Below are 23,872 nucleotides of genomic sequence, written 5' to 3'. Positions count from 1 at the left end.
GCCTGACACCGCGCCGCTGCCGTGACCCTGCGGGGTCGGACGCGGGCGGTCAGGCGCGAGGTCTTCGGGTGTCGTTCCCTTCGGATCATCGGCCATGGTCACGCCTCCTGCGGGGCGAACCGTGCTGCCACGATGGTGGCGAAGGCCACGGATGGTAACGAGACTACGATGCGCGCGGCTGACCCCGACGCGTGCTCAAGCGCTCCGGATCGACCTGCTGTGGAGCAGAATCAGAAGCGACGGCAGCCCTGAGGCGCGCGTGTGAGCGGGGCGCGCCCCGCTACCGCAGTTCGATCCGCGCAAGCGCCATCTGGCGCACCCGACACGCCAAATGCGGGTGCGACCAAGGGCCGACGCTGCGGCCGCCCGAGCGGCGGGGGCGGCAGGCAGCGTCCACTGCGTCTAGCATCGCCGACGCAGCCGCCATCAGGACCAGCGCAGAGAACGATCCGATCGAGATCATGAAGAAGATCGTTGCGACGACTTGGGGAGCGGTCATAGCGGACCTCGCCGGGCGTTTCGGGTCAGGCCAGACACGTATGGCTGTCGAGGCCGCAACCGCGTGCGCGCGAACACGCCCCGCATCGCATCCGCCGGGCCGGACGAGCGCGGAGGGGGCAGCGCGTTCTGACATCGTGACGCCGTGTGAGGATGCGACGGGCGGGCCGCTCTGAGAGGCACGTCCGCGACCGGCTCGACGCCCAGGGCTGCGGCGGCCATCCTTCGTGATCCCGCATCTCCGGGGATCCACCGCGACGGCGTGGAGCCAGCCCTGGGCCGAACCGCGCGACCAACGAAGCGGGCCGTAAACGTACCGACAATTGCCTTCGCTAAAGGTCAAATACCACACATTCCACGTATTAACGATTTGTTAACTATTATAGACGGTTTAGTCAGCTAAGATTTTTGCGGACTTGGAGTGCGCGTTCCGTGAGTGAGCTGCAGAAGCTTCTGAGCGATCCTCGGTTCCGGCCCGTCGACAAGACCGCACGTGAACCGAGCGTTGCGTCCGAAGCCAACCTCGGCAGCGTCCTGCGCGTCGTCACGTCGATGCACGCGCAGACCGGGATTCCGACGCCGCAATCGCCGCCGCAGGATTGGGATGCGCTGATCCACCGCGTACAGGCCGCCGCCCGTCAGGCGCGCGAGATCGAGGCGCAGGCTCGGGAGCGGGAAGAGCGCATCGAGCACGTGCTGGAACGGGTTCGGGAGGACATCAACGCCTCCAATGAACGCGCTCGCATCGCGGAGATGCAGGCCCGCGACGCTCAGGTGCGCGCCGAGGCGCAGGTCATCGCCGCCGAGGAACGCGCCAAGGCGGCCGAGGCGCGCGCTCTTGTCGCCGAGGAGCGGGCCCAGAACGCCGAGGCGTGGCTCGGGCGCGTTCAGGACGCGATCATGGCCGAGTTTTCGGATCTGGCCAATCAGGCCGCCGCGTGAGCAGCCTGGCAAGAATTGCGGTCGAGCCGCCGGCCGGCCCTCTCGGGCTGCGCGGCGGCACACCCGACCCGATCGACCGGGTCGTGGCGCTGTTCTCCGGTCCCGTGCCCTCTGCCCCCGCCGAGGGCGAGGACTGGTCGGCCTCCCTGGCCGCCGTCCGCGGTGTCGCGACCCGGGTGCGCGCTCTGCAGAAGAGCGCCCAGGATTCGGTCCGGGATGCCCGGCGCGCGATGCGCGAATCCGACGCGGCGGCACGCGCGTCCGAAGACCGGGCCCGGCACGCCGAGGGATTGCTGCGCGAGGCGATCGGACGGGCGGAACGCGCCGAGGAGCAGGCCCGCACGGCGGGCGAACGGGCCGACCGGGCGGAGGCGCAGACCACGGAAGCCCGAGCCTGGCTGCGCCGCATGCACGAATGCATGGTCAGCGAGTTCGGCGCGTTGACCCAGGACGTCTCCGAACCGTAAGCGGATCTCGGCGCAGGCCCGGGCGGCAAACGCCCCCGGCGGCGTGACGCGGCGCGGCTACACGACCGCCGGCGACGCCACGACGTCGACAGCGTGCTGCGTCCAGGCGTAGGGCTCGATGCGGCCGTGATACACCGCGATCTCGAGCTGCAGGATCCGGATGCAGGCGTCGGACAGCTTCGGCAGCACGTCGTGCCCGGCAGCGTCGACGACGGATCGGATCGCGGCGAGCGGACGATCATCCTCGTAGATCACGAGCACCGTCTGCTCCGCGCATGGGTCGAGCGGGCTGCTGCAATACTAGGCCGGCATCGGGCAATTCCCTGCGGAAGCGTTCGCGCCGGCTGCGCGTAGTCCCGCCCGGTAACAGCCCGATGAAGGCAGCCCTCCGGCCGCGCGGCCGGAACGTTGTCAACGACGGCCCGACGGCAACCGCAATGCGACCAACCTATTTAAGCTCGCGACAACACATCTTCTGACACACTGAACCTGCCTCGCGTCGGTTCGACGCCGTCTGCCCGGCAGGATGGCCGTGACACTCAGCCTCGTCCTCAGCACCGCGCTCGCGCTCGTCACCGGGGCGGCGGCCCTGCTGTGGGCCGGCTTCGTCGCTCCGGAGAGGGATGAATTTGTCGATGCGCCCAGCATCCGCGACCTGCGTACGTGGTAGGCGCCGACCGCCGCGCAGAGCCGCCCCCGGACCTTCCGCCGACCCCGCGCGGGCGGAGGAAGGTCCCGGGTAACCGGGTGTTTCGCGGGGCGCCGTAAGGATGTCTTCACCGTGCGCCGAGGGGGCGAGACCCCTCCGGCGCCGCCGTCATTGCTAGAGGATGACCGTGTTCACGATCGTGCCTTCGGCTCCGCCGCAGCCCAGCAGGCCCGTGCGGGACCGCCCCCTCGGCCGCCGGGGGACCTTGCTGGAGCAGCTCGCGCGCGAGCTGAACGTCCCGGCCGAGACCTTTCTGGACGAGCCGCCGGACGGGGATGCCGGCGAGCTCTTCGCCCTGGTGCGGCACTGGCTGGCGATCGGCGACAGCCAGGCGCGCCGGCGCGTCCTGAGCCTGGCGCGCCAGGAGGCCGAGCGGTCCGGCTACAGCGAGTGTGCCTGAACGGCGCCGCACGGCTTTCGACGGCCGGCGCGGGCGCGCTATGACGCGGCGGGTGCCCTCGCGGCGAGGGCCGGTTCACGGAGGCTTCCCATGGATCTCGGCTTGAACGGGCGCCGGGCGCTCGTCTGCGCGGCGAGCAAGGGGCTGGGCAAGGGCTGCGCCCTGGCGCTGGCCCGCGAGGGCGTCGCGGTGACGATCACGGCCCGCAACGCGGAGATTCTGGAGCGGACCGCCGCGGAGATCCGCAGCGCGACGGGTGCCGCCGTCACCCTCGTGCCGGGTGACATCGCCACCGAGGCCGGCCGGGCCGCGGCGCTGGCCGCCTGCCCCGAGCCCGACATCCTGATCAACAATGCCGGCGGCCCGCCGCCCGGCGATTTCCGCGACTGGGACCGCGACGCCTGGATCCGGGCGCTCGACGCCAACATGCTGGCGCCGATCGCGCTCATCAAGGCGACGGTCGACGGGATGATTGACCGGAAGTTCGGGCGGATCGTCAACATCACCTCCGGCGCCGTGAAGGCGCCGATCGAGCATCTCGGGCTGTCGAACGGCGCCCGCTCGGGCCTGACCGGCTTCGTGGCCGGCCTCGCCCGGAAGACGGTGCGGCACAACGTGACGATCAACAACCTGCTGCCCGGCCCCTTCGACACCGACCGGATCCGCAGCAACGCCGAAGCGGGTGCCGCCAAGGCGGGCACCACCGTGGAGGCGTTTCTGGAGGCGCGGGCGCGCGACAACCCCGCCGGCCGCTTCGGCCGCCCCGACGAGTTCGGCGCCGCCTGCGCGTTCCTGTGCAGCCAGCAGGCGGGCTTCATCACCGGGCAGAACCTGCTGATGGATGGCGGCGCCTATCCCGGCACGTTCTGAGGCGGGCCTCCCGCTTGCAAGGCGCGCAGGTCTGTCGTCCGGTGAGGATCATGAGCGTACGCGAAACCGTCGAGGAGCGTCTGGCCCGGATCGGGGAGGGGGACCCGGCGGTCTTCACGCGGCTCTACCCCGCCGAGGCCCGTGCGGCGGCGGATGCCGCGGATGCGCGGCGCCGGGACGGGCTCTCCCTCGGCCCCCTCGACGGTGCGATGGTCTCGATCAAGGACCTGTTCGACGTGGCGGGCGAGACCACGCGCGCCGGCTCGATCCTGCTGGCGGACGCGGCCCCGGCGCGGGCCGATGCGCCGGTGGTGGCGCGCCTGCGCCGGGCCGGGGCGGTGATCCTGGCCAAGACCAACATGTCGGAATTCGCCTTCTCGGGACTCGGCCTGAACCCGCATTACGGCACCCCCGGCAACGCCGCCGATCCGGCGCGCATCCCGGGCGGATCGTCATCGGGCGCCGGCGTCTCGGTGGGGCAGGGCACGAGCGACATCGCGATCGGTTCGGACACCGGCGGCTCCGTGCGGATCCCGGCCTCGCTGAACGGCGTGGTGGGCTTCAAGCCGACCGCCCGCCGCGTGCCGCTGGACGGCGCCTTCCCGCTGTCGTTCTCCCTCGACTCCCTGGGCCCCCTTGCCCGGACCGTGGCGGATTGCGCGGCCGCGGATGCCGTGATGGCGGGCGAGGAGCCCGCGCCGGTAGAGGCGTTCGCCGTGGCCGGCCTGCGCATCGGCGTGCCGCGGGGCCTGCTGTTCACCGAGACGGAGCCGCTCGTCGCCGAGGCGTTCGAGCAGGTGCTGGGCAACCTGTCCCGGAGCGGTGCCCGAATCGTCGACCACCCGGTCGACGACCTCCTCGCCGCCATGGACGCGGCGCTGCCGGACGGCTCCATCGCGGCGATCGAGGCCGCGGCGATCCACGCCGACTGGCTGGACCGCGAGGCCGCTCGCTACGACAGGCGGGTCCACCGCCGGATCGTGGCCGGCCGGAATGCGACGGCGGCGGGCTACATCCGGACGATGCGCCGGCGGGCCGCGTTGATCGCCGCCTTCGACCGGCGGCTCGCCCCCCTCGACGTGCTGGTGCTTCCGGCGACCGCCACCACGGCGCCGCTGATCGCGCCGCTGGAGGCCGACGATGCCGCCTTCCTGGCGGCCAACCGCCTGATGCTGCGCAACACCGCCTTCGGCAATTTCTTCGACCTCACCGGCCTGTCCCTGCCGATGCCGGGCCTGTCCCGGCCGGCGGGGCTGATGCTGCTCGCCCGGCACGGCCAGGACCGCCGGCTGCTGGCGATCGGAGCCGGGATCGAGGCCGCGCTGGCGGGCTGAGGCCGTCGTCACCCCGCCGCGTCATCATCGCAAGCGCATCGACCTGCGCGCGGCGCATTGCCCGGCGATCCCCCGTGGTGCACCCTGCGGACGATTCCGGGCCTGGGCCTCGTTCCGCCCCCTAGCGCCCGGATCGCGGGACCGCCTGAGCCGGGCGGCGGTCCCGGAGAGCCGACTGGGCCGACCGGCAGGGAGCCGACGCATGAGCGCAGCCACGCAGTCGATCGTCGCGGACCGGGACGCGGATCCCGCCGCTCCTGCCGAAATCCGGGCGATGCGCGTCGACCTCGCGGCCGCCTACCGGCTGATCCACCGCCTCGGCCTCGACGACAGCATCTACACCCACATCTCGGCGCGACTGCCGGGGCGCGGGCACCGGTTCCTGATCAACCCTTACGGGATGCGCTTCGAGGAGGTGACGCCGGAGAACCTCGTGACCGTGGATATCGACGGGCGGGTTCTCGAGGATCCGATGGGGCTCGGCATCAACCCGGCGGGGTTCACGATCCACAGCGCCATCCACGCCGCCCGCCACGACGCGATCTGCGTGCTGCACACCCACACGGTGGCGGGCGTGGCGGTCTCCTGCCAGGAAGAGGGGCTGCTGCCCCTGAACCAGTGGTCGATGCAGTTCACGGGGCGCGTCGCCTACCACGCCTACGAGGGCATCGCCCTCGACCTCGACGAGCGGCAGCGGCTGGTGGCCGACCTCGGCGACAAGCCCGTGATGGTGCTGCGCAATCACGGCCTGCTGACCTGCGGGCGCACGGTCGGCGAGGCGTTCCGGCTGATGCACAACATGGAGCGCTCGTGCCGGGCGCAGCTGGCGATCCAGGCGGCCGGCGCGCCGGTGATCCGGCCCTCGTCCGCCATCGCGACTAAGACCGCCGGGCAATACGCCGCCGGCTACGACCGTGTCGTGGTCCAGGGGGCCCCCGACAACGAGTGGGCGGCATTCAAACGGATGCTGGCGCGGACCGATCCGGATGTCTTCGCACATGGGTGAGGGCGGGACGGTCGCCGGCTGAACAGCTCGGTCGATGCGACCCTCTCCGTCATCGCGACCGGAGCGAAGTGACCCAGGGCAGCGCGATTCCGGCCAGCTTGGCGCTGCCGGCCTGCTTCGCTTCGCGCGCAGGGACGGCGGTGCCGCAGGCATCGACCGGAGAGGGTATGGGACGTCAATCGGGCGCTCCCGTCCCTGCAGGAGCGAGACTCCGCGGCACGCGCCTCACCCCGCCGCCCAGGCGCGGCTCGACCGGTAGGTCTGCTTCAGGAACGCGATGAACGCCCGGGTCTTGGCCGGCACGAAGGCCCGGCTCGGATAGACCGCGAAGATGCCCGCCGAGGCCGCGGCCGTATAAGCGGGCAGCACCACCTCCAGAAGCCCGTCGCGCAGCTCCGCGTGCACGTCCCAGGTGGAGCGGAGCGCGATCCCGAGGCCGCCGATCACCGCCTCGCGCACCACCTCGTTGGAATGGGTGCGCAGGGGACCGGACGCGCTCACCGTACAGGGCCCCTCCGGCCCGATGAGTCGCCACGGATTCTGGTTCTCGGTGGCGAGGCAGACATGGCCGCGCAGGTCGTCGAGGCTCTGCGGCCGCCCCGCCGCGTCGAGGTAACCCGGCCGCGCGCAGAGAACCCGCCGCACCGGCGCGAGGCGCACCGCCGTCAGACCGGAACTCTCCAGCGCGCCGACCCGGATCGCGAGATCGTAGCCGCGCTCGACGATCGACTCGAAATCGTCGCTCAGCTCCAGGTTGAGCACCACGTCGGGGTGGAGGGCGAAGAAGGCCCGCAGGTGCGGGACGATGTGCAGCCGCCCGAAGGAGCTCGGTGCCGTCACCCGCAGCGTGCCGCGGGCCCGCGTCGCAGTCTGCGACACGAGGCTTTCGGCCTCCGCGATGGCGTCGACGATCGGGGCGATCCGCTCGAAGAAGGCCGCCCCGACATCGGTCGGGGCCACGCGCCGGGTGGTGCGGTGCAGCAGGCGCACGGCAAGCCGCTCCTCCAGCCGCTTCAACCGCTTCGAGACCACCGCCACCGACAGGCCGAGTTCCGACCCGGCCTGGGTCAGGCTGCCGGTGCGGACCACCCGGGCGAAGATCTCGAGGTCGCTCTGGTCGTGCATTCTCAACGCTACGGAAAGAATCAAATCCCTTTTGCCGCCTTTTTCGCGGATTCCAAGCGGTCTATCGATTTGGGGCTCAAAAAATTTTCACGGGCCGTTCGATTTTTTCTGACGCACGGCGCCCGCTGCATCCCTGGAGATCGCCATGTCGAGTCTCGTCGTCGCCGAGGACCTCCGCACCTTCCTGTCCGAGGAGGCGCTGCCCGGGACCGGCCTCTCGGCCGACCAGTTCTGGTCGGGCTTCGCGGCGCTCGTCCGCGATCTCGCACCGCGCAACCGGGCGCTGCTCGACCGGCGCGACGGCCTGCAGGCCGACATCGATTCCTGGCACCGCGACCATCGCGGCCAGCCGCACGACCCGGCGGCCTACGCGGCCCACCTGACGCGGATCAGCTACCTGCAGCCGGAGCCCGAGGCCGTGCAGGTGACCACCGGGAACGTGGACGCGGAGATCGCCGCTGTCGCCGGGCCGCAGCTCGTCGTGCCGATCTCCAATGCCCGCTACGCGCTGAACGCCGCCAATGCCCGCTGGGGCAGCCTCTACGACGCCTTCTACGGCACCGACGCGATCCCGCAGGACGGCGACCTCGCCCCCGGCACCGGCTTCAACCCGGCCCGGGGCGCGGCGGTGGTGGCCAGGACCAAGGCGTTCCTCGACGCGACCGCGCCGCTCAGCGTCGGCTCCTGGGCCGATGCCGTGGGCTTCTCGGTGACGGATGGCCGCCTCGCGATCGACCTCGGCGCCGGCCGCAGCGCCGGCCTGACCGGCCCGGCGGACTTCGCGGGCTTCACCGGCACACCTGAGGCGCCGACCGCACTGCTGCTGCGCCACAACGGCCTGCACATCGAGATCGTCATCGACCGCACGAGCCCGATCGGCCGCACCGACCCGGCCGGCATCGCCGACGTGGTGCTGGAGGCGGCCCTCTCGACCATCATGGACATGGAGGATTCGGTTGCCGCCGTGGACTCGGCCGACAAGGTCGCGGTCTATCGCAGCTGGCTCGGCCTGATGCGCGGCGACCTCACCGCCAGCCTGTCCAAGGGCGGCCGCACGGTCGAGCGGCGCCTCGCCGCGGACCGCACCTTCACGGCCCCCGACGGCGGGCGCCTGACCCTGCCGGGACGGTCGCTGATGCTGGTCCGGCATGTCGGCCATCACATGTACACGGATGCTGTGACCCTCGACGGCGCCGAGATCCCCGAGACGATCCTCGACGCGGCCGTCACCGCGCTGATCGCCCTGCACGACCTGAAGGGCACCGGTCCGCTCCGCAACAGCCGGACCGGCTCGGTCTACATGGTCAAGCCCAAGCTGCACGGCCCCGAGGAGGTCGCCTTCGCGGTCGAGCTGTTCGGCCGGGTCGAGGCGCTGGTCGGCCTCGCGCCGCGGACGCTCAAGATCGGCGTGATGGACGAGGAGCGGCGCACGACGCTCAACCTCAAGGCGGCGATCGCGGCCGCCTCCGACCGGTTGTTCTTCATCAACACCGGCTTCCTCGACCGGACCGGCGACGAGATCCACACCGCGCTGGAGGCCGGCCCCGTGGTCCGCAAGGATTCCATGAAGGCGACCGCCTGGATCCAGGCCTACGAGGACGGCAACGTCGATGCCGGCCTCGCCTGCGGCCTGCCGGGCCATGCGCAGATCGGCAAGGGCATGTGGGCCGCCCCCGACCGGATGGCGGCGATGCTGGAGGCTAAGGGCGGCCATCCCGAGGCCGGGGCCAACACCGCCTGGGTCCCGTCCCCGACCGCCGCGACGCTGCACGCGCTTCACTATCATCAGACCGACGTGCGCGCCCACCAGGCGGACCTCGCCGGCCGGGCGCCCGCGACCCGGGCCGCCATGCTGACCCTGCCGCTCGCCGAGGGCGCCTTCGCGCCGGAGGCGGTGCGGGAGGAACTCGACAACAACTGCCAGGGGATCCTGGGTTACGTGGTCCGCTGGATCGACCAGGGCGTCGGCTGCTCGAAGGTGCCCGACATCCACGAGGTCGGCCTGATGGAGGATCGCGCCACGCTGCGGATCTCCAGCCAGCACATCGCCAACTGGCTGCGCCACGGGATCGTCGACCGCGCACAGGTCGAGGCGGCGCTGCGGCGGATGGCGGGCGTCGTCGACCGCCAGAACGCCGGCGATCCGGCCTATCGGCCGATGGCCCCGGACTTCGACGGGCCGGCCTTCCGGGCGGCGACAGCCCTGGTGTTCGAGGGGGCACAGCAGCCGAACGGCTACACCGAGTTCGTGCTGCACCGGTTCCGCCGGGAGGCGAAGCGCCTTGCCGCGTGAGGCGCGCCGCCTCGGCGCCGGTGGATCGGACACGATCGCGCCGGCGCCTCGCAGACGGCGGAGGGGTGCCCGCCCTCCTCTCAGCGTCCCTTGCGCGTCATGACGTAGACGAGGAGGTTCGCCACCGCCCGGTAGAACTCCGCCGGGATCGCTTGGTCGATCTCGACATGGTCGTACATCGCCCGGGTGAGAGCCTTGTCGATCACGACCTCGATTCGATGCTTCTCGGCGATCTCCCGGATGCGCAGGGCGATGAGATCCTTGCCCTTGGCCAGCACCATCGGGGCATCGTTCTCGCCCTGGTCGTAGCGCAGCGCGATGGCATAATGCGTTGGGTTGGCCAGGATCATCGTGGCGCGGGGGACCGCCGCCATCATCTGCGTGCGCAGGCGATCCTGCGCCAGCGAGCGCATCTTCGCCTTGACGAGCGGATCGCCTTCGAGCTGCTTGAACTCGTCCTTGACCTCCTGCCGCGACATCCGCAAGTCACGCTGCCAGCGTATCCGGGTCCAGACCAAGTCACCGGCGACCAGCGCGATCGTCGCCACACTGACGGCCGAGACGAGCCGGACCGACAGGGCCAGCAAGAACTCGGGCACTCCGATCGGATCCACGAACATGATATTGATGATCTCGTGCCGGTCAGCCCGCAGGACCATGTAGGACATGCCGCCAATCGCGAGGAACTTGAAGAGGCTTTTCCCGAACTCGATGAATCCTTGTAAGCTGAAGAGCCTGTTCCAGCCGCTGGCGGGCGAAAGCCGGGACCATTGCGGCTGGATCCGATCAAACACGATGCGGGGCGCATTCTGAAAGATCGAGGCGGCGATCCCGGAGACGAGCAGGATCACCAGAATCGGCAGCAGGAACCGGCCCATCTCCAGAGCCAGGGCGTGGACGAGGCGCGTCGCGTCACGGCTGGTCTCCACGCTGAAGTTCCGCGGCTGCTCCAGAAGCAACGCGAGCCGCCGGACGAAAGGAACGCCCTGGTCCCGCGCCACGAAGACCAGGAAGATCAGCAAGCCCAGGATGGAGGCGAAGACGGGCGCCTCCCGCGAGAACGGGATGTTCCCCTGTGTGATCGCTTCGCCCACCTTCTTGTCGCTCGCGGGCTCGGTTTTGCTCTCCTTGTCGTCGGACATGGCGGCGGACCGGTTTCCAGTGCTCCCCGCCGAGCCGGCGACCGCTTCGGCGGAGAGGACGCGTCAGAAGGAAAGCTCAGGGCCATTCCTGAGCCGGAACGGCGCTAGCGGAAGTAGGTCTCGTCCGAATCGGCCGGACTGAGTTCGATCTCGCCGCGCGCCGCCATTTCGAGGGCTTGATCGGTGATGGCGCGGCGGGCCTCCAGCACGTCCCGCTGCGACGCAGGCTCACCGCCCTCCAGCTCGTGCTCGACGAGGCGCCGGGAGCGGGCGGTCAGGGCGCTGAGCACGACATTCCGCAGCTGACCGCTCGTGCCCTTCAGCGCGAGGATGACCTTCTCGTGCGGGATCTGGTCGAACAGCGTCGTGCGCGCCCGCGGCGTCATCGCGATGATGTCGTCGAAGGTGAAGAGCAGGCTCTTCAGGATTTCGGCCGATTTCGGACGCGACTGGGTGAGGTTGTCCAAAACCTCCTCCATGCTCTGGCGCTCCATCTTGTTGATGATGTCCGCCATCCGCGAATGGGTATCCGCCGCGGCGTTGCGCGCCAGATTGATCATGAAGTCCTCATGGATCGTCTGCTCGATCATCTTCATCGTCGCATCGACGATCGGCTTGAACGTCAGCATCCGCCGCATGATGCCATTGCGGATCGGGGCCGGCAGCTGCGCCATCACCTTGGCGGCGCAAGCCGGCTTGACCTTCGACAGGATGAGAGCCGCCGTCTGCGGGTGTTCCTTGATCAGGTAGCCCGCCAAGGCGGCTTCGGAGCCGTTGGAGATCCGGTCCCAGATCGAGCGCTCACCGGCACCGAGCACGTCCGACATGATGTCGGCGATCTGTTCGGGCGCCAGGACCCCCTCCAGCAGCTTCTCCATCTGGCGAGCCGTCCCGATCAGGTTGGCGCCGTCGGCAAAGAACGCGGCCAGCTGATCGACAATGACTTCCAGCTGCGTCCGCGAAACCGGCCCGAGCTGCGAGACCGCGCGGGTGATCTGCTTCAGCTCGGCGCTGTCGAAATACTTGACGAGACGGCTGGCCGTGTCCTTGTTCATCGCGATGAGGACGGCTGCAACCTCCTCGGCGGGCGTCAGGACTCTTCGACCAACCGTGGTCACGGTGCCTGCGGCCATGGCGATGCTTCCTGTCAGCCGTTGGAATCGGCCGAGGCGGGGCCGACGATCTCGGTAAGCGAGACGCCGAAGCGCGAGTTGTCGTCCTCGACCACGACCACCTCGCCCCGGGCAATGACCCGGCCGTTCACGACCACGTCGACAGGCTCGCCGACGCGATGGTCCAGGGGCACGATCGCGCCGCGCCCAAGCTTCATCAGGTTGGAGACCGGCATCGTGGCCGAGCCGAGGACCACCTGCATCAGGACCGGGATCCGCAAGATGGAATCGAGGTTCCGGCCGCTGCCCAGGTGCTCGTCCTGCGCGCGCTGATCTTTGGCCTGGGCCTCGATCTTCGCGAACAAGCTCTCGCTATGACTGCTCTCATGCCCGGACCCGGCATTCGGCTGGTCTGAGGGGGGGGACATCACGTGCTCCTCAACGAAGGGAAGGTTCGCGCCGACGGTCGCCGAAACCGGCGACCGTCGGGCGGAGAGGTTCTGGTGCCGGCGGCCGGCGTCAGGCGCTGGTCAGGCTCCCGCCAACCGTGGCCTCGTGGCCGGCGGCGGATTGCGCGGAGCTCATCAGCCTGGCCCGCTCGGCCCGCAATTCGGCCAGCGCCGCCTTGGCGGATTCGATCTCCCGGCTGAGATCCTCGAGGACGATCCGCCCGTCTTGAGCGAAGGACTGGACGGCATTGCTCGCGCCGACCAGGGCGGAGGCGCTCCAATCCACCATGTCCCGATACTGCGCATGATAACGGTCCAGCCGCTTCAGCCGCATGTACATCGGCACGAGGCAAGCGGTCGTCGCGACCAACGCGGCGAAGAGCAGGGCCTCAGCGAGTGAGAACATCATCGATAAACTCCTGGTCCTGATCGATGAAGCGGTCCACGCGCAGCACGATCGCACCATCCTCCTGCCCGACATCGCACCAGAACAGCTCCCGGTCGTTGCCGACGAGCTTGACCCGGCTGCGGGGGGTTGCGCGAAGCTCCAGAACCTGACCGACCTCCAGAGCGGCGAGGGCGCCCAGCGTCAGGTGCTTCTCCTCCAGGATGGCCTTCAGCGTGACCGGCGTCTTCTGCACCTCGCCGGCGATCTGCCGAGTCCACCGGGAATCTCGGGCCGAACTCTCGCCGACCAAGATACGCGCCAAGCTCTGGCGCATCGGATTCAGGACGGATTGCGGGATGACGATGAACATCTCGCCGCCGCGGTTGAGCGCCTGTAGGAGGAATTTCGCCGCGACTGCCTGGTTGTTCCGGCGGCCGATCACTGCGAAATCCATCCGCAGCTCGGTCCGCTCGAGCTTGAACGGCGTGTCCGCCACCAGCGCGAAGGCAGATTGCATCGCCTTGCCGATCTGATCGAACAGGCGCTGGGCGATCCGCATCTCGATGTTCGAGAACGAGCGCTCCTCGTCGAGGGGTGGCTCGGAGCCGTCGGAACCGAGCAGGACCTCGACCATCGTGAAGATGAAGTCACGGTCGAAGCCGACCAGGATGTGGCTATCCCATTCCGGCGCCTGGAAGATGCCGGCGATCGCGTTCGACTCGTAGGGCTCGAGAATGTCCCCGAAGCGCTGGCTTTCCACGTTGCTCAGCGAGAAATAGACCGGGGAGGCCGCGAAATGGCGAAGCTGATCCGCACAGAAGGTCGCGACCCTGTCGAGGATCACGTGCAGCATCGGCAGGCGTTCGAGAGAGAGGCCGGCCGCGTCGAGCAGCCGATCCCGGATGTCGTTGACGACTTGCTGACGGTCCATGATCAGGCCGCCTCACGCAGGACGGTTTCGCCGCGCGGCAAGCCCGTGATCGTCGCGTTCTCAACCTCGTCGATGGTCGGTCGATAGGCGGCCGTGATCGCCTTGCGGCCGTGCTCGACGGCAATCTGCGGGAGGGCGCCATTCATGTAGGCCAGCAGAGTCTGCTTCACGATCACGTAGACCCGCGCCTGCGCGTCGCGGGTGGCCTTCACCTTGTTGGCCAGGGGCGCCACCACCGTGTAGGAGGCGAAGATGCCCGTGAAGGTGCCCACCAGAGCGGAGCCGATCAGGCTTCCCAGGAGAGCGGGCGACTGGTCGAGGGCGCCCATGGCCTTCACGATGCCGAGGATCGCCGCCACGATGCCCAGCGCCGGCAGCCCGTCGGCCATGCTCATCAGCGCGCTGTACACCTTCAGCTTGTCGCCGCGATGGGTGGCGATCTCCTCCTCCATCAGCGCCTCGATCTCGTAAGGTCGCGCGTTGCCGATCAGGATGAGGCGGATGTAGTCGCAGATGAACTGGGTCAGCTCCTCGTCCCGCGTCACCCGCGGGTAGGCCCGGAAAATCTCGGACTGATCGGGCTTCTCAAGGTGGTTTTCCACCTCGTTGCGCGGCTTGGAGCGCAGCTCCCGCGTCAGCGCGAACAGCAGGCCGAGCAACGCCAGGTAATCGTCCCGTTTCGGCCCCCGCGCGAGGGCTGCCTCCAGAAGGGCCCTGCCGGTGTCCACGACGACCTTGGAGGAGTTGGCCACCATGTAGGCGCCGGTGGCCGCCCCCCCGACGATGATGAACTCGAAGGGCTGCCAGATCACAGTCAGGTGGCCGCCCATCGCCGAGAAGCCGCCCCCGACGCAGGCGACCGCAATCAGCAAGCCGATGACAACACCCACGCGCCGCGTCCCCAAACCCGTTCCGATCCGTCCCGGGCTAGAGCGCTATGCTTGCGCAGGGCTGGAGCAGCGCCCCTGCGCCCCCAGCAGCGCGTGGACAGACGAGAGGCGAGCAAGGTCCAGGCAAGCTCACGAACCCAGAATGGGGCAACCCCGCAGATGAAGGACCCGCCCCATGCTTTCGACCTTCACTGATTATCGATCGATCACAGCAAATCTGCAGAAATCCCTGAGCCGGACCGCCTCGGAGCCGGCGTCGAAGAACGAGATCAAATATTTTCAAGACCATATCGGTCAGGTCAAGACGGTTGACGACTTTCTCGGCAACACCCGGCTCTACACCTTCGCCATGAAGGCGTTCGGCCTCGACGACATGATCTACGCCAAGGGCTTCATGAGGAAGGTCCTCCTGGGTGAAGCGGATGCGAACGGCCGTGTCCTGGTCACCCGGTTGCAGGACGAGCGCTACAGGGATTTCGCGGCCGCCTTCAACTTCAGGACTCTCGGTGACGATCCGAACAGGGTAGAGCGGTCCGACGACCCCGAGATTCAAGACATTCTCGACAAGATGGCTCCGAAGCAGACCTTGGCGCAAAAAAGGGCCACTTACGACACGCAAACTCAAAGTTCCATTCAATACCTTCAAGACATGTCGGTACTGAGCATCGATCTCGACGACATCGTCAAAGATTCCAAGCTCTCTCAGATCGTCCGAATGACGGTGGGCCTACCGCCAGCGTCCGAATACGACGATGTGTCGACGCAGAAAGAGCAGATCCAGAGCAAATTTGACCCTGATACATTCCAGGATGCGTATAAGCTGAGCACATTCATCGGAAAATTCATAGAGGTCCGCTATGCGGGCAGAAACTCCGTTGTCGATCCGTACTTCCGGCCGGCCGGAACCTACGCCGACTCGGATGCCGAGCTCGAGAAGCAGACAGAGTATTTTCGAGACAAGGCGAGCGCTGTCCACACGGCCCAGGACATCGTCGCAGACCCGGCGCTGACGGATGTGGTCGTGACCGCGCTCGGCCTCCCCGCCGACACGAGCGCGCGGCGATCCGACGAGCAGGCCAAGCTGATCGGCCAGAAGCTCGATGTCGCGAGCCTGCAGGATCCCAAGAAGCTCAGCCAGATCCTCGGCCGATTCAAGGATGCGCGGCATGCAAGCCGCGCGGCCACGGTCGACGCCTATGTCCAGAAGACGCTCGAGTCGGAGGCCGGCAACGAGAACGAGGGTGTGAGGCTCGCCCTGTATTTCCGCCGCAAGGCACCGACCGTGACATCGGCGTACGGCTTCCTGGCCGACCCGGCCCTGGCCGAAGTCGTTCGGACCACGCTCGGCCTTCCGCCCGAGGCGGCAAAGAGCAGCATCGACGGGCAGGCCAACCTGATCAACCGCAAGTTCTCTGTCGCGAGCCTCAAGGATCCGGTCAAGCTCGATCAGTTCATCAAGCGCTTCACCATCCTGTGGGACGCCAAGAACGACACGGCGTCGACACCGGCGCTGTCGCTGCTGAACAGCTCCAGTTCCGGCCTCGACCCGGACGTCCTTCTCAAGCTGCAGGGTATCCGGCAGGGAGGCCGCTGATATGCAATCGTCGCTCTACGTCACCCTGTCCGCCCAGGTCGCTCTGGAACAGCGCCTGAACACGGTCGCAACCAACGTCGCCAATCTAGGGACGGCCGGCTACCGCGGGGAGGAGGTGAAGTTCGAGACGATCCTGTCCCAAGCCGGGCACCGCGAGGTGGCCTTCTCGACGCCGGGCGAGGCGTTTCTGTCGCGCAAGGCCGGTCCGCTGACCAAGACCGACTCGCCCCTCGATGTCGGCCTTCAGGGCGACGGCTGGCTGGCCGTGCGGGGGCCGCGGGGTCCTGTCTATACCCGGGACGGGCGCATGCAGGTCACGGCGGCGGGCGACCTCCAGGATCTCAACGGGCGCGCGATCCTGGATCCCGGCGGGTCGCCCCTGACGGTCGATCCGGAAGGGGCGCCGCTCACAATCGGTCAGGACGGGATCATATCCCAGGGCGCCAACCAGATCGGCGCGCTCGGGGTGTTCCGCCTCGATCCGGCCGCCAAGCTCACGCGCGTCGCTGGCGGCGCGGTGGCGTCGGACATCCCGGGCCGGCCGATCCTCGACTTCAACCAGCGCGACGAGACCACCGTGCGGGTTCAGCAGGGCTTCCAGGAAGGCGCCAACGTCAATCCGATCATGGAGATGTCGCGGCTCATCGAAATCACGCGCACCTTCCAGAGTGCGGCAGCCGCCGTGGCGGAGTCGGAATCGTCGCTGCAGGATGCGATCCGCGGCCTCGGCCCATCCGCGTAGGCCGCCGGATGCCTCGGGCCTCGGCGACGCGGGTTTCGGCATGAACGCGCTCGACCGCCTCGCGGACGCGCTGGAAGACCGCGACACTCATCCCCTCGTGCGGATCGGCGGATCCGTGCGGGAAATCGGCTTCGGCCATTGCCGCGTCCGCATCGACCTGCCGCTGCTGCGGCTCGGCGACCGCATGCGCATCGAGAGCCGGGACCGGCCGATCGACGGCGAGGTGGTGGGCGAGCGCGGGCGCGAGGTCCGGGAGTTCCTGGAGGGACCGATCCAAGAGAGCCGATCGCGCGCGGTCGTCGTGGTCGCCACGGGGGACGAGAGCCCGATGATGCGCCGACAGGCGCCGAAGCTCGCCTTCGCGGTCGCTGAATACTTCCGGGACCAGGGCCAATCCGTCCTGCTCGTGCTCGATTCGGTGACGCGCTTCGCCCACGCGGCTCGGGAGGTGGCGCTTGCGGCCGGCGAGCCGCCCGTGGCGCGCGGTTACCCGCCGAGCGTCTTCGGCGATCTGCCGCGCCTGCTGGAGCGGGCCGGGCCGGGTCGCGAAGGCGAGGGCACGATCACCGGCATCTTTTCGGTCCTGATCGACGGGGACGACCACAACGATCCCGTGGCCGATAGCATCCGCGGCACCCTCGACGGACACATCGTGCTCGACCGGGCCATCGCCGACCAGGGCCGCTATCCGGCGATCGACCTGCTGGGCTCGATCTCCCGCTTGGCCGACCTGGCCTGGACCCCGCAGCAGCGCGAACTCGTGCGCACGCTCAAGATGCTGATCGCGCGCTATGAGGATTCGCGGGACCTGCGGCTGATGGGCAGCTACACGCTGGGGGCCGATCGATGCATCGGTCAAGTCGATCAACGATCTGCTCGCCCAGTTCGACAAGGCCAACAAGGAGGTGGTGCTCGGCACGGCGCGCAAGGTCGATATCAGCGATGCCCTCGACAGGCGGGACAAGATCCTCGCGCAGCTGTCCGAGGAAATCGGCATCAGCACGGCTGTCCGCGCCGACAATGACATGGCGATCTACGCCGATAATGGATCGCCGCTCTACGAACAGGGGCCGCGACGCGTGACCTTCGAGCCGACCGCGCACTTCGCCGCCGGGACGGTCGGAAAGGCCGTCTTCATCGACAGCGTCCAAGTCACGGGCAACGGCGCCGTGATGCCCCTCCAGGCCGGGCAAATCGTCGGACAGATCGCCGTGCGCGACGAGATCGCGATCACGTATCAGAAGCAGCTCGACGCGATCGCCGGCGGGTTGATCAACGCCTTCGCCGAGACGGACAACACCGTCGTGACCGGGACTGCCCTGGCGGGTCTGCTGACCGATGACGGGCATTCGGCCCTGCCGGCGGCGGGAGCCGTCGGGCTGGCGAGCACGATCCGCGTGAACACGGCCGCCGATCCCGAGCAGGGCGGCAATCCGTTCACGCTGCGCGACGGCGGGATGAACGCGGGCGCGCAGTATCTGTACAACAGCACGAACGCGGCCTCGTTCACGGCTCACCTGGTTGCCCTTCGATCGGCGCTGGGCGCGGATCGCGCCTTTCCGTCCGACTCGGAGCTACCGCTGTCGACATCGCTGCAGACGGCGGCCGGGGCCTCGGCGAGCTGGCTGGAAGCGGCCCGCAAAGCCGCGTCGGTCCAGGTCGACAACGAATCGGCCTTCCTGGACAGCGCCTCGACGGCGCTCTCGAACGCCACGGACGTGAACCGCGACGACGAGGTCGCCACGATGCTCCAGCTCGAGAAGTCCTACGCCGCGTCGGCCAAGCTTATCGCGACGGTCAATGCGATGCTCCAAACACTCCTCGATGCGGTGAGGTAGTCCGATGAAAGCGAGCTTCATCTCCACAGCGACGTTCCTCAAGACGCCGCGGTCCAATGTGTCCCGGATTCAGGCCGATCTCGACAAGGCTGTCGCCGAGAGTTCGAAGGGCCGCTTCGCCGATGTCGGTCTCGAGCTGGGCTACAGGACGGGGCTCAGCCTCAACCTGCGGCAGGAAGTCGACAATCTCGATGCTCAGAGCAAGCGCAACGATCTGACAGGTGTGCGTCTCGACAGCTCTTACCACGCGCTCGACCGCGTCCGCACGGACGGTGAAGCCTTTCTCGCGCTGACGACGCCCGGCAAGCTGACCGATACCAGCGGGACCGTCGTCGCGCAGATGGCGGCCACCAAGCTCTCGGCCTTGATCGGCGACCTGAACACGTCGACCGGCGGCCAATACTTGTTCGGAGGCATCAACACGGGACAGCGTCCGATTGCCGATTACGAGGCGTCGCCGCAATCCGCCGCCAAGACAGCCTTTCAGAAAGCCTTCAAGGACGAGTTCGGCGTCCCGGTCGGCACGCAGCCGGATACAAGCAACATCACCCCTGCCCAGATGGAGCATTTCCTTCAGGATGGCGGTCGCTTTGCGCAGCTTTTTGAAGACAATCAATGGAAACAAAACTGGTCTTCGGCATCGGACACCAATATCAAAAGCGAAATCACCCGCAACGAGACGGTTGAGAGCTCCGTCAACACCAATGCCAAGCCGCTGCGGCAACTCGCGATGCTGTATACATTGGCATCCGACATCGGCTTGGCCAGTCTGGGTCCCGCCACGCAGAATGTCGTCTATGACAAATTACGCAGCCTGGCGAACTCGGGGACCCTGGGCGTCAAAGACATCCAGGCGGATATCGGCGTCGTCCAAGCGCGGATCGGCACAGTCGGCAAACAGATCGACGCGCAGAAGAACATCATGACGGAGGGGTTCGGAAAACTTGAAGCGGTCGACTCGGAAGAAGTCATCACCCGGACCCAGAATCTGGAGGCGCAACTCAAAGTTGCTTATTCCCTGACTGGTCAGGTCAGCAAGTTGAGCCTGTTAGATTATATCTGATCGGTAAAATCTATTTCAACAACAGAAACGATCTGAATTTTGCCAGATATCAGTTCTTAAGAACTGATCTTATCACTATCAGAGAGGCATACTTGCGATGTATGGTGCGTCCTACGCGGAGATGATGGACGACTCGCCCGCCCTTGCCCGGGAGCGCGAACGCGCGGCTTTCGACCGCGCCATCAACCTGATGAAGCGGGCCGAAGCCGCCGATGCGCCCGAGGCGCTGCGCCGGGAAGCCACCAGCTTCCTGCAGCGCCTCTGGAGCCTTCTGATCGACGATCTCGCGAATCCGGAGAACGGCTTGCCCAAGGAGCTGCGGGCTGACCTGATCTCGATCGGTTTGTGGAACATGAGCCGGACCGATCAGATTCTCCGCGGCGACGCGACCGGGTTCGAGCCGCTGATCTACGTGAACACGCTGATTCGCGATGGTCTCCAATGAGCCGCTCCATCAATCTCAGCCTGCGCGGTCATGAGCGGATCTTCATCAACGGAGCTGTTCTCCGCGTCGATCGCAAGGTGACGATCGAGCTGCTCAACGATGCAACCTTCCTGTTGGAGGCACACGTTCTGCAGGCCGAACAAGCGACCACGCCGATTCGTCAGCTCTACTTCATCGCGCAGGCCATGCTGATCGATCCGAGCAACGCGGATCAGGTCCGCCAGGCCTACGACGAGGTCGACAGCGCGATCGTAGCCCAGAATCCTGACTCCAAGGCCGTGTCCGCCCTCGGCACGGCCCGGTCCTTCCTCGATTCCGGCCGCCCGTTCGAAGCGCTGCGAGTCCTGCGGGGACTCTTCGAGCCGGAAAGCCCGCAATCGCCTCAGCTTATGAACACGCTCACCCATCAGGTTGCCTGAGGCGTCACCAGGCACAAGCGTCCAAATCGGATGGAGATCGAACCATGCCTGTATCCGCCACGAATGTCGCCTCTCAGTCCCTGTCGACCAAGACGCCGGACCGCACCGCCGCTGCCGCGAAGCAGACGACGTTGAACTACGACAATTTCCTCAAGCTCCTTCTGGCTCAGATGAAAAACCAGAACCCAACCGATCCGATGAAATCGACGGAGTATATGGGACAGCTCGCGACATTCTCACAAGTCGAGCAGAGCGTGAATATCAACAGTAAGCTCGACGCGCTCCTGACGTCTTCGACGTTGTCGCAAGCTGGAAGTCTGGTCGGTCACACGGTGACCTCTGCAGACAAGTCGGTCACCGGCACGGTCATCTCAGTCCAGGTGGCCAATAACGGGCTGCTCGCTCATCTCGATAACGGCAAGGATGTCCCGTACGAACCCGGCATGACCGTCTCGTAGGATAAGCTCCTCCGCGAATCGAGGGCCGCCAAAGGCAATGGGTGTTCAGATTCGGATGGCGGCGCCTGAGCCTCGGGCCCTCCTGCAACCGCCGTGCTTCGGAGATCACGTTGTGATGACGAACTGCATGCTGTGCACGGGCGGTGCGCGACAGGCTATTTTTCGTAGAGATGAGAGCCTGACTTGACGCTGTTCGCTGGTACGCCTGTTTCGGAACGTTCAGTTCCGCCGCGCCAAGACTCTGACATGGGCTCCTCCACCCATCCTCGGCCGGTCTCATGAACGAGGTCGACGCCCTGGAACTCGTCCGTTCCGCGATCTGGACCATCATCCTCGCCTCCGGGCCTGCGGTCGGTGCAGCGATGGTCGTGGGTGTCCTGATCGCTCTGTTCCAGGCGCTCACCCAAATTCAGGAAGTCACCCTGACCTTCGTCCCGAAGATCGTGGTGGTCCTGATCGTGATGATCGTCACAGGCTCCTTCATGGGTGGCCAGATCTACGCCTTTACCGAGATGGTCTACGGCCGGATCATCTCCGGATTCTGAGCGTCCCCGGGACTGTGAGCCCGGCTTTCGGGCCGTATCGTCTGGGCGCGGGCGGCAGGCGCAATCCAGACGCAAGCTTGGTGATCCAGAAGTACGAGCGAGACGGAAAGGGTTGAGAGCGTGGCAGCAGCCCTGGAAGCCCTCGCGCCGGACGGTCGAGTTCGGCGGGATGTCTGGTTCGCCGTCGGGATCATCGCGATCCTCGCGGTGCTGTTTCTGCCTGTTCCCGCGGTGCTGATCGACATCGGGCTGGCCCTGTCCATCGCGCTGTCCGTACTGATCCTGATGGTGGCGCTCTGGATTCAGAAGCCGCTCGAATTCTCGTCCTTCCCGACGATCCTGCTGATCGCCACGCTCCTGCGCCTCGCCCTCGGGATTGCGACGACGCGGTTGATCCTCGCCAACGGAGATGCGGGCGTCGATGCGGCGGGCCACGTCATCCAGGGCTTCTCGCAGTTCGTCATGAGCGGCGACTTCGTGATCGGCCTGGTCGTGTTCGCCATCCTGATCACGGTGAATTTCCTGGTGATCACCAAGGGCGCGACCCGCATTGCCGAGGTCGGGGCCCGCTTCACCCTCGACGCGATCCCGGGCAAGCAGATGGCGATCGACGCCGATCTCTCGGCGGGCCTCATCGACGATAAGGAGGCGCAGCGGCGGCGCCGCGAACTCGAGGAGGAGAGCGCGTTCTTCGGGTCCATGGACGGGGCCTCGAAATTCGTGCGCGGCGAGGCGGTCGCCAGCCTGATCGTCATCGTGGTCAACATCTTTGGCGGGATCGTCATCGGCGTCACCCGCCACGGCCTGCCGCTGGCGAAGGCCGCGGACGTCTTCACCAAGCTCTCGGTGGGCGACGGCCTGGTCTCGCAGATCCCGGCGCTGATCGTGTCGCTGGCCGCGGGCCTCCTGGTCTCCAAGGGGGGAACCCGCGGAACCGCGGAGCAGGCGATCCTCGGCCAGCTCGGTGCCTATCCACGAGCGCTCTTCGTCTCAGCCGGATTGATGGCGGTCTTCGCGATCATGCCCGGGATGCCGTTCGTGCCGTTCGCAATCCTGAGCATCCTGATGGCCACCGTGGCCTACCTGATCCCGCGGCGGCTCGCCGAGGCGCAATCCAAGGTCGAGGCCGCAACACAGGCCAAGGAGCGGCAGCTGCTTCTCGAACGCCAGGACAGCGAGGCCGTGAGGGAGTCGCTGAAGACGGCCGAGATCGAGCTGCGGCTTGGCAAGCACCTCGCCGTGCAGATGCAGCCCGCGCAGCAGGAGCTGGCCCATCGGGTCGGACGGATGCGCCGGAAATTCGCTCAGCAATACGGGTTCGTGGTCCCGGACATCAAGCTGATCGAGTCGGCCTCCGTGCCGAGCAAGAGCTACGAGATCGCAATCCACGGGACCGTCATCGCGGCGCAGCAGGTCCGCCCCGGCGAGATGATGATCGTCGTGGGCGACGGCCCGATGCCCGCCCTCACGGGCGAGGAGGTGCGCGAGCCGGCCTTCGGTATGCGTGCCGTCTGGGTGCCGGACACCTACGCCCCGGAGGCACGGCGCGAAGGCTTCAGCCCGATCGACTGGCACTCCGTCATGCTGACGCATGTCAGCGAGGTCATCCGCAACAACCTGCCGCAGCTCCTCTCCTACAAGGATCTGCGCATGCTCATCGATCGCCTCGATGGTGAGTACAAGCGCCTGGTCGACGAGATCTGTCCTTCGCAGATCTCGTATTCGGGTCTTCAGGCCGTGCTCAAGCTGCTGCTGGCCGAGCGGGTCTCGATCCGGAATCTGCACCTGGTCATCGAGGCCGTCGCCGAGATCGTCCCGCACGCGCGCCGGGCGGAGCAGATCGCGGAGCATGTCCGGCTGCGGATCGCGCAGCAGATCTGCGGCGATCTCGCGGAGAACGGGGTCCTCAGCGTCCTGCGGCTCGGCAGCCGCTGGGACCTGACCTTCCACCAGGGTCTCAAGCGCGACAGCAAGGGCGACGTGGTCGAGGTCGACATCGACCCGCGTCTGATCGAGCAATTCGGCGTCGAGGCCTCGGAAGCGATCCGGTCCCACATGAAGACGGCCCACAAATTCGCCCTGGTCACCGCACCGGAGGTCCGAAGCTACGTGCGGATGATCATCGAGCGGCTGTTCCCGACGATCGCGGTGCTGTCGCATGTCGAGATCGCCCGTGGGGTCGAGATCAAGTCGCTCGGCACGATCTCCTGAC

25 protein-coding genes and 1 pseudogene are annotated in these 23,872 nt (G+C 67.3%); 18 read left to right on the top strand and 8 right to left on the bottom strand.

Annotation, left to right across the window (positions count from 1 at the left end):
• Positions 1-930: 930 nt before the first annotated feature.
• Both JOE48_RS00830 and JOE48_RS00825 read left to right on the top strand, forming a co-directional pair.
• Positions 931-1,440 carry a hypothetical protein gene (locus tag JOE48_RS00830; protein ID WP_210025978.1) on the top strand — a complete coding sequence of 170 codons (510 nt, stop codon included), beginning with the start codon at positions 931-933 and terminating at the stop codon, positions 1,438-1,440.
• Positions 1,437-1,907, top strand: coding sequence for a hypothetical protein (locus tag JOE48_RS00825; RefSeq protein ID WP_312893037.1), 471 nt, complete (start codon positions 1,437-1,439; stop codon positions 1,905-1,907). The genes JOE48_RS00830 and JOE48_RS00825 overlap by 4 nt, the downstream gene beginning before the upstream one ends.
• Before the next feature lie 57 nt (positions 1,908-1,964).
• On the opposite strand, the gene JOE48_RS00820 is transcribed toward JOE48_RS00825, so the two are convergent.
• Positions 1,965-2,168 (bottom strand): hypothetical protein, encoded by a 204-nt coding sequence (locus tag JOE48_RS00820; RefSeq protein WP_210025976.1) that lies wholly within the window; start codon positions 2,166-2,168, stop codon positions 1,965-1,967.
• 271 nt (positions 2,169-2,439) lie between these two features.
• Between JOE48_RS00820 and JOE48_RS00815 the strand changes: the two genes are divergently transcribed.
• The 5 genes from JOE48_RS00815 to JOE48_RS00795 all read left to right on the top strand — a co-directional run bounded on the left by JOE48_RS00815 (position 2,440) and on the right by JOE48_RS00795 (position 6,226).
• The gene (locus tag JOE48_RS00815; protein ID WP_210025974.1) at positions 2,440-2,577 is read left to right on the top strand and encodes a hypothetical protein; all 138 of its coding nucleotides are present in this window, start codon (positions 2,440-2,442) and stop codon (positions 2,575-2,577) included.
• A 211-nt stretch (positions 2,578-2,788) separates the two neighbouring features.
• The gene (locus tag JOE48_RS00810) at positions 2,789-3,016 is read left to right on the top strand and encodes a hypothetical protein (RefSeq protein WP_210025972.1); all 228 of its coding nucleotides are present in this window, start codon (positions 2,789-2,791) and stop codon (positions 3,014-3,016) included.
• A 90-nt stretch (positions 3,017-3,106) separates the two neighbouring features.
• The gene (locus JOE48_RS00805) at positions 3,107-3,886 is read left to right on the top strand and encodes an SDR family oxidoreductase (protein WP_210025970.1); all 780 of its coding nucleotides are present in this window, start codon (positions 3,107-3,109) and stop codon (positions 3,884-3,886) included.
• A gap of 50 nt (positions 3,887-3,936) precedes the next feature.
• Positions 3,937-5,220 carry an amidase gene (locus JOE48_RS00800; protein ID WP_210025968.1) on the top strand — a complete coding sequence of 428 codons (1,284 nt, stop codon included), beginning with the start codon at positions 3,937-3,939 and terminating at the stop codon, positions 5,218-5,220.
• 202 nt (positions 5,221-5,422) lie between these two features.
• Positions 5,423-6,226 carry a class II aldolase/adducin family protein gene (locus JOE48_RS00795; RefSeq protein ID WP_210025966.1) on the top strand — a complete coding sequence of 268 codons (804 nt, stop codon included), beginning with the start codon at positions 5,423-5,425 and terminating at the stop codon, positions 6,224-6,226.
• Positions 6,227-6,451: 225 nt separating this feature from the next.
• Here the strand turns inward: JOE48_RS00795 and JOE48_RS00790 are convergent, their stop codons facing one another.
• On the bottom strand, positions 6,452-7,351 hold the full coding sequence (locus JOE48_RS00790) for a LysR family transcriptional regulator (protein ID WP_210025963.1): 900 nt from the start codon (positions 7,349-7,351) through the stop codon (positions 6,452-6,454).
• Positions 7,352-7,496: 145 nt separating this feature from the next.
• On the opposite strand from JOE48_RS00790, the gene JOE48_RS00785 reads away from it, so the two are divergent.
• Entirely contained in the window at positions 7,497-9,644 is a 2,148-nt protein-coding gene (locus JOE48_RS00785) for a malate synthase G (RefSeq protein ID WP_210025962.1), read from the top strand.
• A gap of 80 nt (positions 9,645-9,724) precedes the next feature.
• Here JOE48_RS00785 and flhB read toward each other — a convergent pair whose 3' ends face one another.
• The 6 genes from flhB to motA form a co-directional block, all read right to left on the bottom strand.
• Positions 9,725-10,786, bottom strand: a complete 1,062-nt coding sequence (flhB, locus tag JOE48_RS00780) for a flagellar biosynthesis protein FlhB (protein ID WP_210025961.1) — start codon at positions 10,784-10,786, stop codon at positions 9,725-9,727.
• 104 nt (positions 10,787-10,890) lie between these two features.
• Entirely contained in the window at positions 10,891-11,919 is a 1,029-nt protein-coding gene (locus JOE48_RS00775) for a flagellar motor switch protein FliG (RefSeq protein WP_210025960.1), read from the bottom strand.
• 14 nt (positions 11,920-11,933) lie between these two features.
• The gene (fliN, locus tag JOE48_RS00770; RefSeq protein ID WP_210025959.1) at positions 11,934-12,326 is read right to left on the bottom strand and encodes a flagellar motor switch protein FliN; all 393 of its coding nucleotides are present in this window, start codon (positions 12,324-12,326) and stop codon (positions 11,934-11,936) included.
• 91 nt (positions 12,327-12,417) lie between these two features.
• Positions 12,418-12,756 carry a hypothetical protein gene (locus JOE48_RS00765; RefSeq protein ID WP_245252670.1) on the bottom strand — a complete coding sequence of 113 codons (339 nt, stop codon included), beginning with the start codon at positions 12,754-12,756 and terminating at the stop codon, positions 12,418-12,420.
• Positions 12,737-13,666 carry a flagellar motor switch protein FliM gene (locus JOE48_RS00760; protein WP_210025958.1) on the bottom strand — a complete coding sequence of 310 codons (930 nt, stop codon included), beginning with the start codon at positions 13,664-13,666 and terminating at the stop codon, positions 12,737-12,739. The genes JOE48_RS00765 and JOE48_RS00760 overlap by 20 nt, the downstream gene beginning before the upstream one ends.
• Positions 13,667-13,668: 2 nt before the next feature.
• Positions 13,669-14,556: a flagellar motor stator protein MotA gene (gene motA, locus JOE48_RS00755; RefSeq protein WP_210025957.1), complete on the bottom strand. Its 888-nt coding sequence runs from the start codon at positions 14,554-14,556 to the stop codon at positions 13,669-13,671.
• A 175-nt stretch (positions 14,557-14,731) separates the two neighbouring features.
• Between motA and JOE48_RS00750 the strand changes: the two genes are divergently transcribed.
• The 10 genes and pseudogenes from JOE48_RS00750 to flhA all read left to right on the top strand — a co-directional run bounded on the left by JOE48_RS00750 (position 14,732) and on the right by flhA (position 23,871).
• On the top strand, positions 14,732-16,150 hold the full coding sequence (locus tag JOE48_RS00750; protein ID WP_210025956.1) for a DUF1217 domain-containing protein: 1,419 nt from the start codon (positions 14,732-14,734) through the stop codon (positions 16,148-16,150).
• A gap of 1 nt (position 16,151) precedes the next feature.
• The gene (gene flgF, locus JOE48_RS00745) at positions 16,152-16,892 is read left to right on the top strand and encodes a flagellar basal-body rod protein FlgF (protein WP_210025955.1); all 741 of its coding nucleotides are present in this window, start codon (positions 16,152-16,154) and stop codon (positions 16,890-16,892) included.
• 223 nt (positions 16,893-17,115) lie between these two features.
• Positions 17,116-17,751: pseudogene (fliI, locus tag JOE48_RS00740) on the top strand (flagellum-specific ATP synthase FliI); the annotation flags it as partial.
• Positions 17,735-18,730, top strand: a complete 996-nt coding sequence (locus tag JOE48_RS30980) for a FlgK family flagellar hook-associated protein (protein ID WP_210035493.1) — start codon at positions 17,735-17,737, stop codon at positions 18,728-18,730. The pseudogene fliI and the gene JOE48_RS30980, both read left to right, overlap by 17 nt.
• A 4-nt stretch (positions 18,731-18,734) precedes the next feature.
• Positions 18,735-19,793 (top strand): flagellar hook-associated family protein, encoded by a 1,059-nt coding sequence (locus tag JOE48_RS00730; protein ID WP_210025954.1) that lies wholly within the window; start codon positions 18,735-18,737, stop codon positions 19,791-19,793.
• A 97-nt stretch (positions 19,794-19,890) separates the two neighbouring features.
• Entirely contained in the window at positions 19,891-20,238 is a 348-nt protein-coding gene (flaF, locus tag JOE48_RS00725; RefSeq protein WP_210025953.1) for a flagellar biosynthesis regulator FlaF, read from the top strand.
• Positions 20,235-20,657 (top strand): flagellar biosynthesis repressor FlbT, encoded by a 423-nt coding sequence (gene flbT / locus JOE48_RS00720; protein WP_210025952.1) that lies wholly within the window; start codon positions 20,235-20,237, stop codon positions 20,655-20,657. Before flaF ends, flbT begins: the two co-directional genes overlap by 4 nt.
• 44 nt (positions 20,658-20,701) lie before the next feature.
• The gene (gene flgD, locus JOE48_RS00715) at positions 20,702-21,115 is read left to right on the top strand and encodes a flagellar hook assembly protein FlgD (protein ID WP_210025950.1); all 414 of its coding nucleotides are present in this window, start codon (positions 20,702-20,704) and stop codon (positions 21,113-21,115) included.
• Positions 21,116-21,393: 278 nt separating this feature from the next.
• A complete protein-coding gene (gene fliQ / locus JOE48_RS00710) occupies positions 21,394-21,660 on the top strand; it encodes a flagellar biosynthesis protein FliQ (protein WP_192711184.1) in 267 nt (88 codons plus the stop codon).
• Positions 21,661-21,780: 120 nt separating this feature from the next.
• A complete protein-coding gene (gene flhA / locus JOE48_RS00705) occupies positions 21,781-23,871 on the top strand; it encodes a flagellar biosynthesis protein FlhA (RefSeq protein ID WP_210025948.1) in 2,091 nt (696 codons plus the stop codon).
• Position 23,872 lies beyond the last annotated feature (1 nt).

Origin of the sequence: Methylobacterium sp. PvR107, assembly GCF_017833295.1 — a bacterium.
In the GTDB taxonomy this organism is placed as follows: Bacteria; Pseudomonadota; Alphaproteobacteria; order Rhizobiales; family Beijerinckiaceae; genus Methylobacterium.
Note: the sequence above shows the minus strand (reverse complement) of the source record. Positions and strands in the feature narration are given on the sequence as shown.

Coding starts and splice junctions, on each gene's coding strand:
- JOE48_RS00760 (WP_210025958.1), bottom strand. CDS start 13,666: ATGGACCGTCAGCAAGTCGTCAACGACATCCGGGATCGGCTGCTCGAC.
- JOE48_RS00775 (WP_210025960.1), bottom strand. CDS start 11,919: ATGGCCGCAGGCACCGTGACCACGGTTGGTCGAAGAGTCCTGACGCCC.
- flgF (WP_210025955.1), top strand. CDS start 16,152: ATGCAATCGTCGCTCTACGTCACCCTGTCCGCCCAGGTCGCTCTGGAA.
- JOE48_RS00730 (WP_210025954.1), top strand. CDS start 18,735: ATGAAAGCGAGCTTCATCTCCACAGCGACGTTCCTCAAGACGCCGCGG.
- flaF (WP_210025953.1), top strand. CDS start 19,891: ATGTATGGTGCGTCCTACGCGGAGATGATGGACGACTCGCCCGCCCTT.
- JOE48_RS00750 (WP_210025956.1), top strand. CDS start 14,732: ATGCTTTCGACCTTCACTGATTATCGATCGATCACAGCAAATCTGCAG.
- JOE48_RS00765 (WP_245252670.1), bottom strand. CDS start 12,756: ATGATGTTCTCACTCGCTGAGGCCCTGCTCTTCGCCGCGTTGGTCGCG.
- fliQ (WP_192711184.1), top strand. CDS start 21,394: ATGAACGAGGTCGACGCCCTGGAACTCGTCCGTTCCGCGATCTGGACC.
- flgD (WP_210025950.1), top strand. CDS start 20,702: ATGCCTGTATCCGCCACGAATGTCGCCTCTCAGTCCCTGTCGACCAAG.
- flbT (WP_210025952.1), top strand. CDS start 20,235: ATGAGCCGCTCCATCAATCTCAGCCTGCGCGGTCATGAGCGGATCTTC.
- JOE48_RS00805 (WP_210025970.1), top strand. CDS start 3,107: ATGGATCTCGGCTTGAACGGGCGCCGGGCGCTCGTCTGCGCGGCGAGC.
- JOE48_RS00800 (WP_210025968.1), top strand. CDS start 3,937: ATGAGCGTACGCGAAACCGTCGAGGAGCGTCTGGCCCGGATCGGGGAG.
- JOE48_RS00795 (WP_210025966.1), top strand. CDS start 5,423: ATGAGCGCAGCCACGCAGTCGATCGTCGCGGACCGGGACGCGGATCCC.
- JOE48_RS00790 (WP_210025963.1), bottom strand. CDS start 7,351: ATGCACGACCAGAGCGACCTCGAGATCTTCGCCCGGGTGGTCCGCACC.
- JOE48_RS00785 (WP_210025962.1), top strand. CDS start 7,497: ATGTCGAGTCTCGTCGTCGCCGAGGACCTCCGCACCTTCCTGTCCGAG.
- flhB (WP_210025961.1), bottom strand. CDS start 10,786: ATGTCCGACGACAAGGAGAGCAAAACCGAGCCCGCGAGCGACAAGAAG.
- fliN (WP_210025959.1), bottom strand. CDS start 12,326: ATGTCCCCCCCCTCAGACCAGCCGAATGCCGGGTCCGGGCATGAGAGC.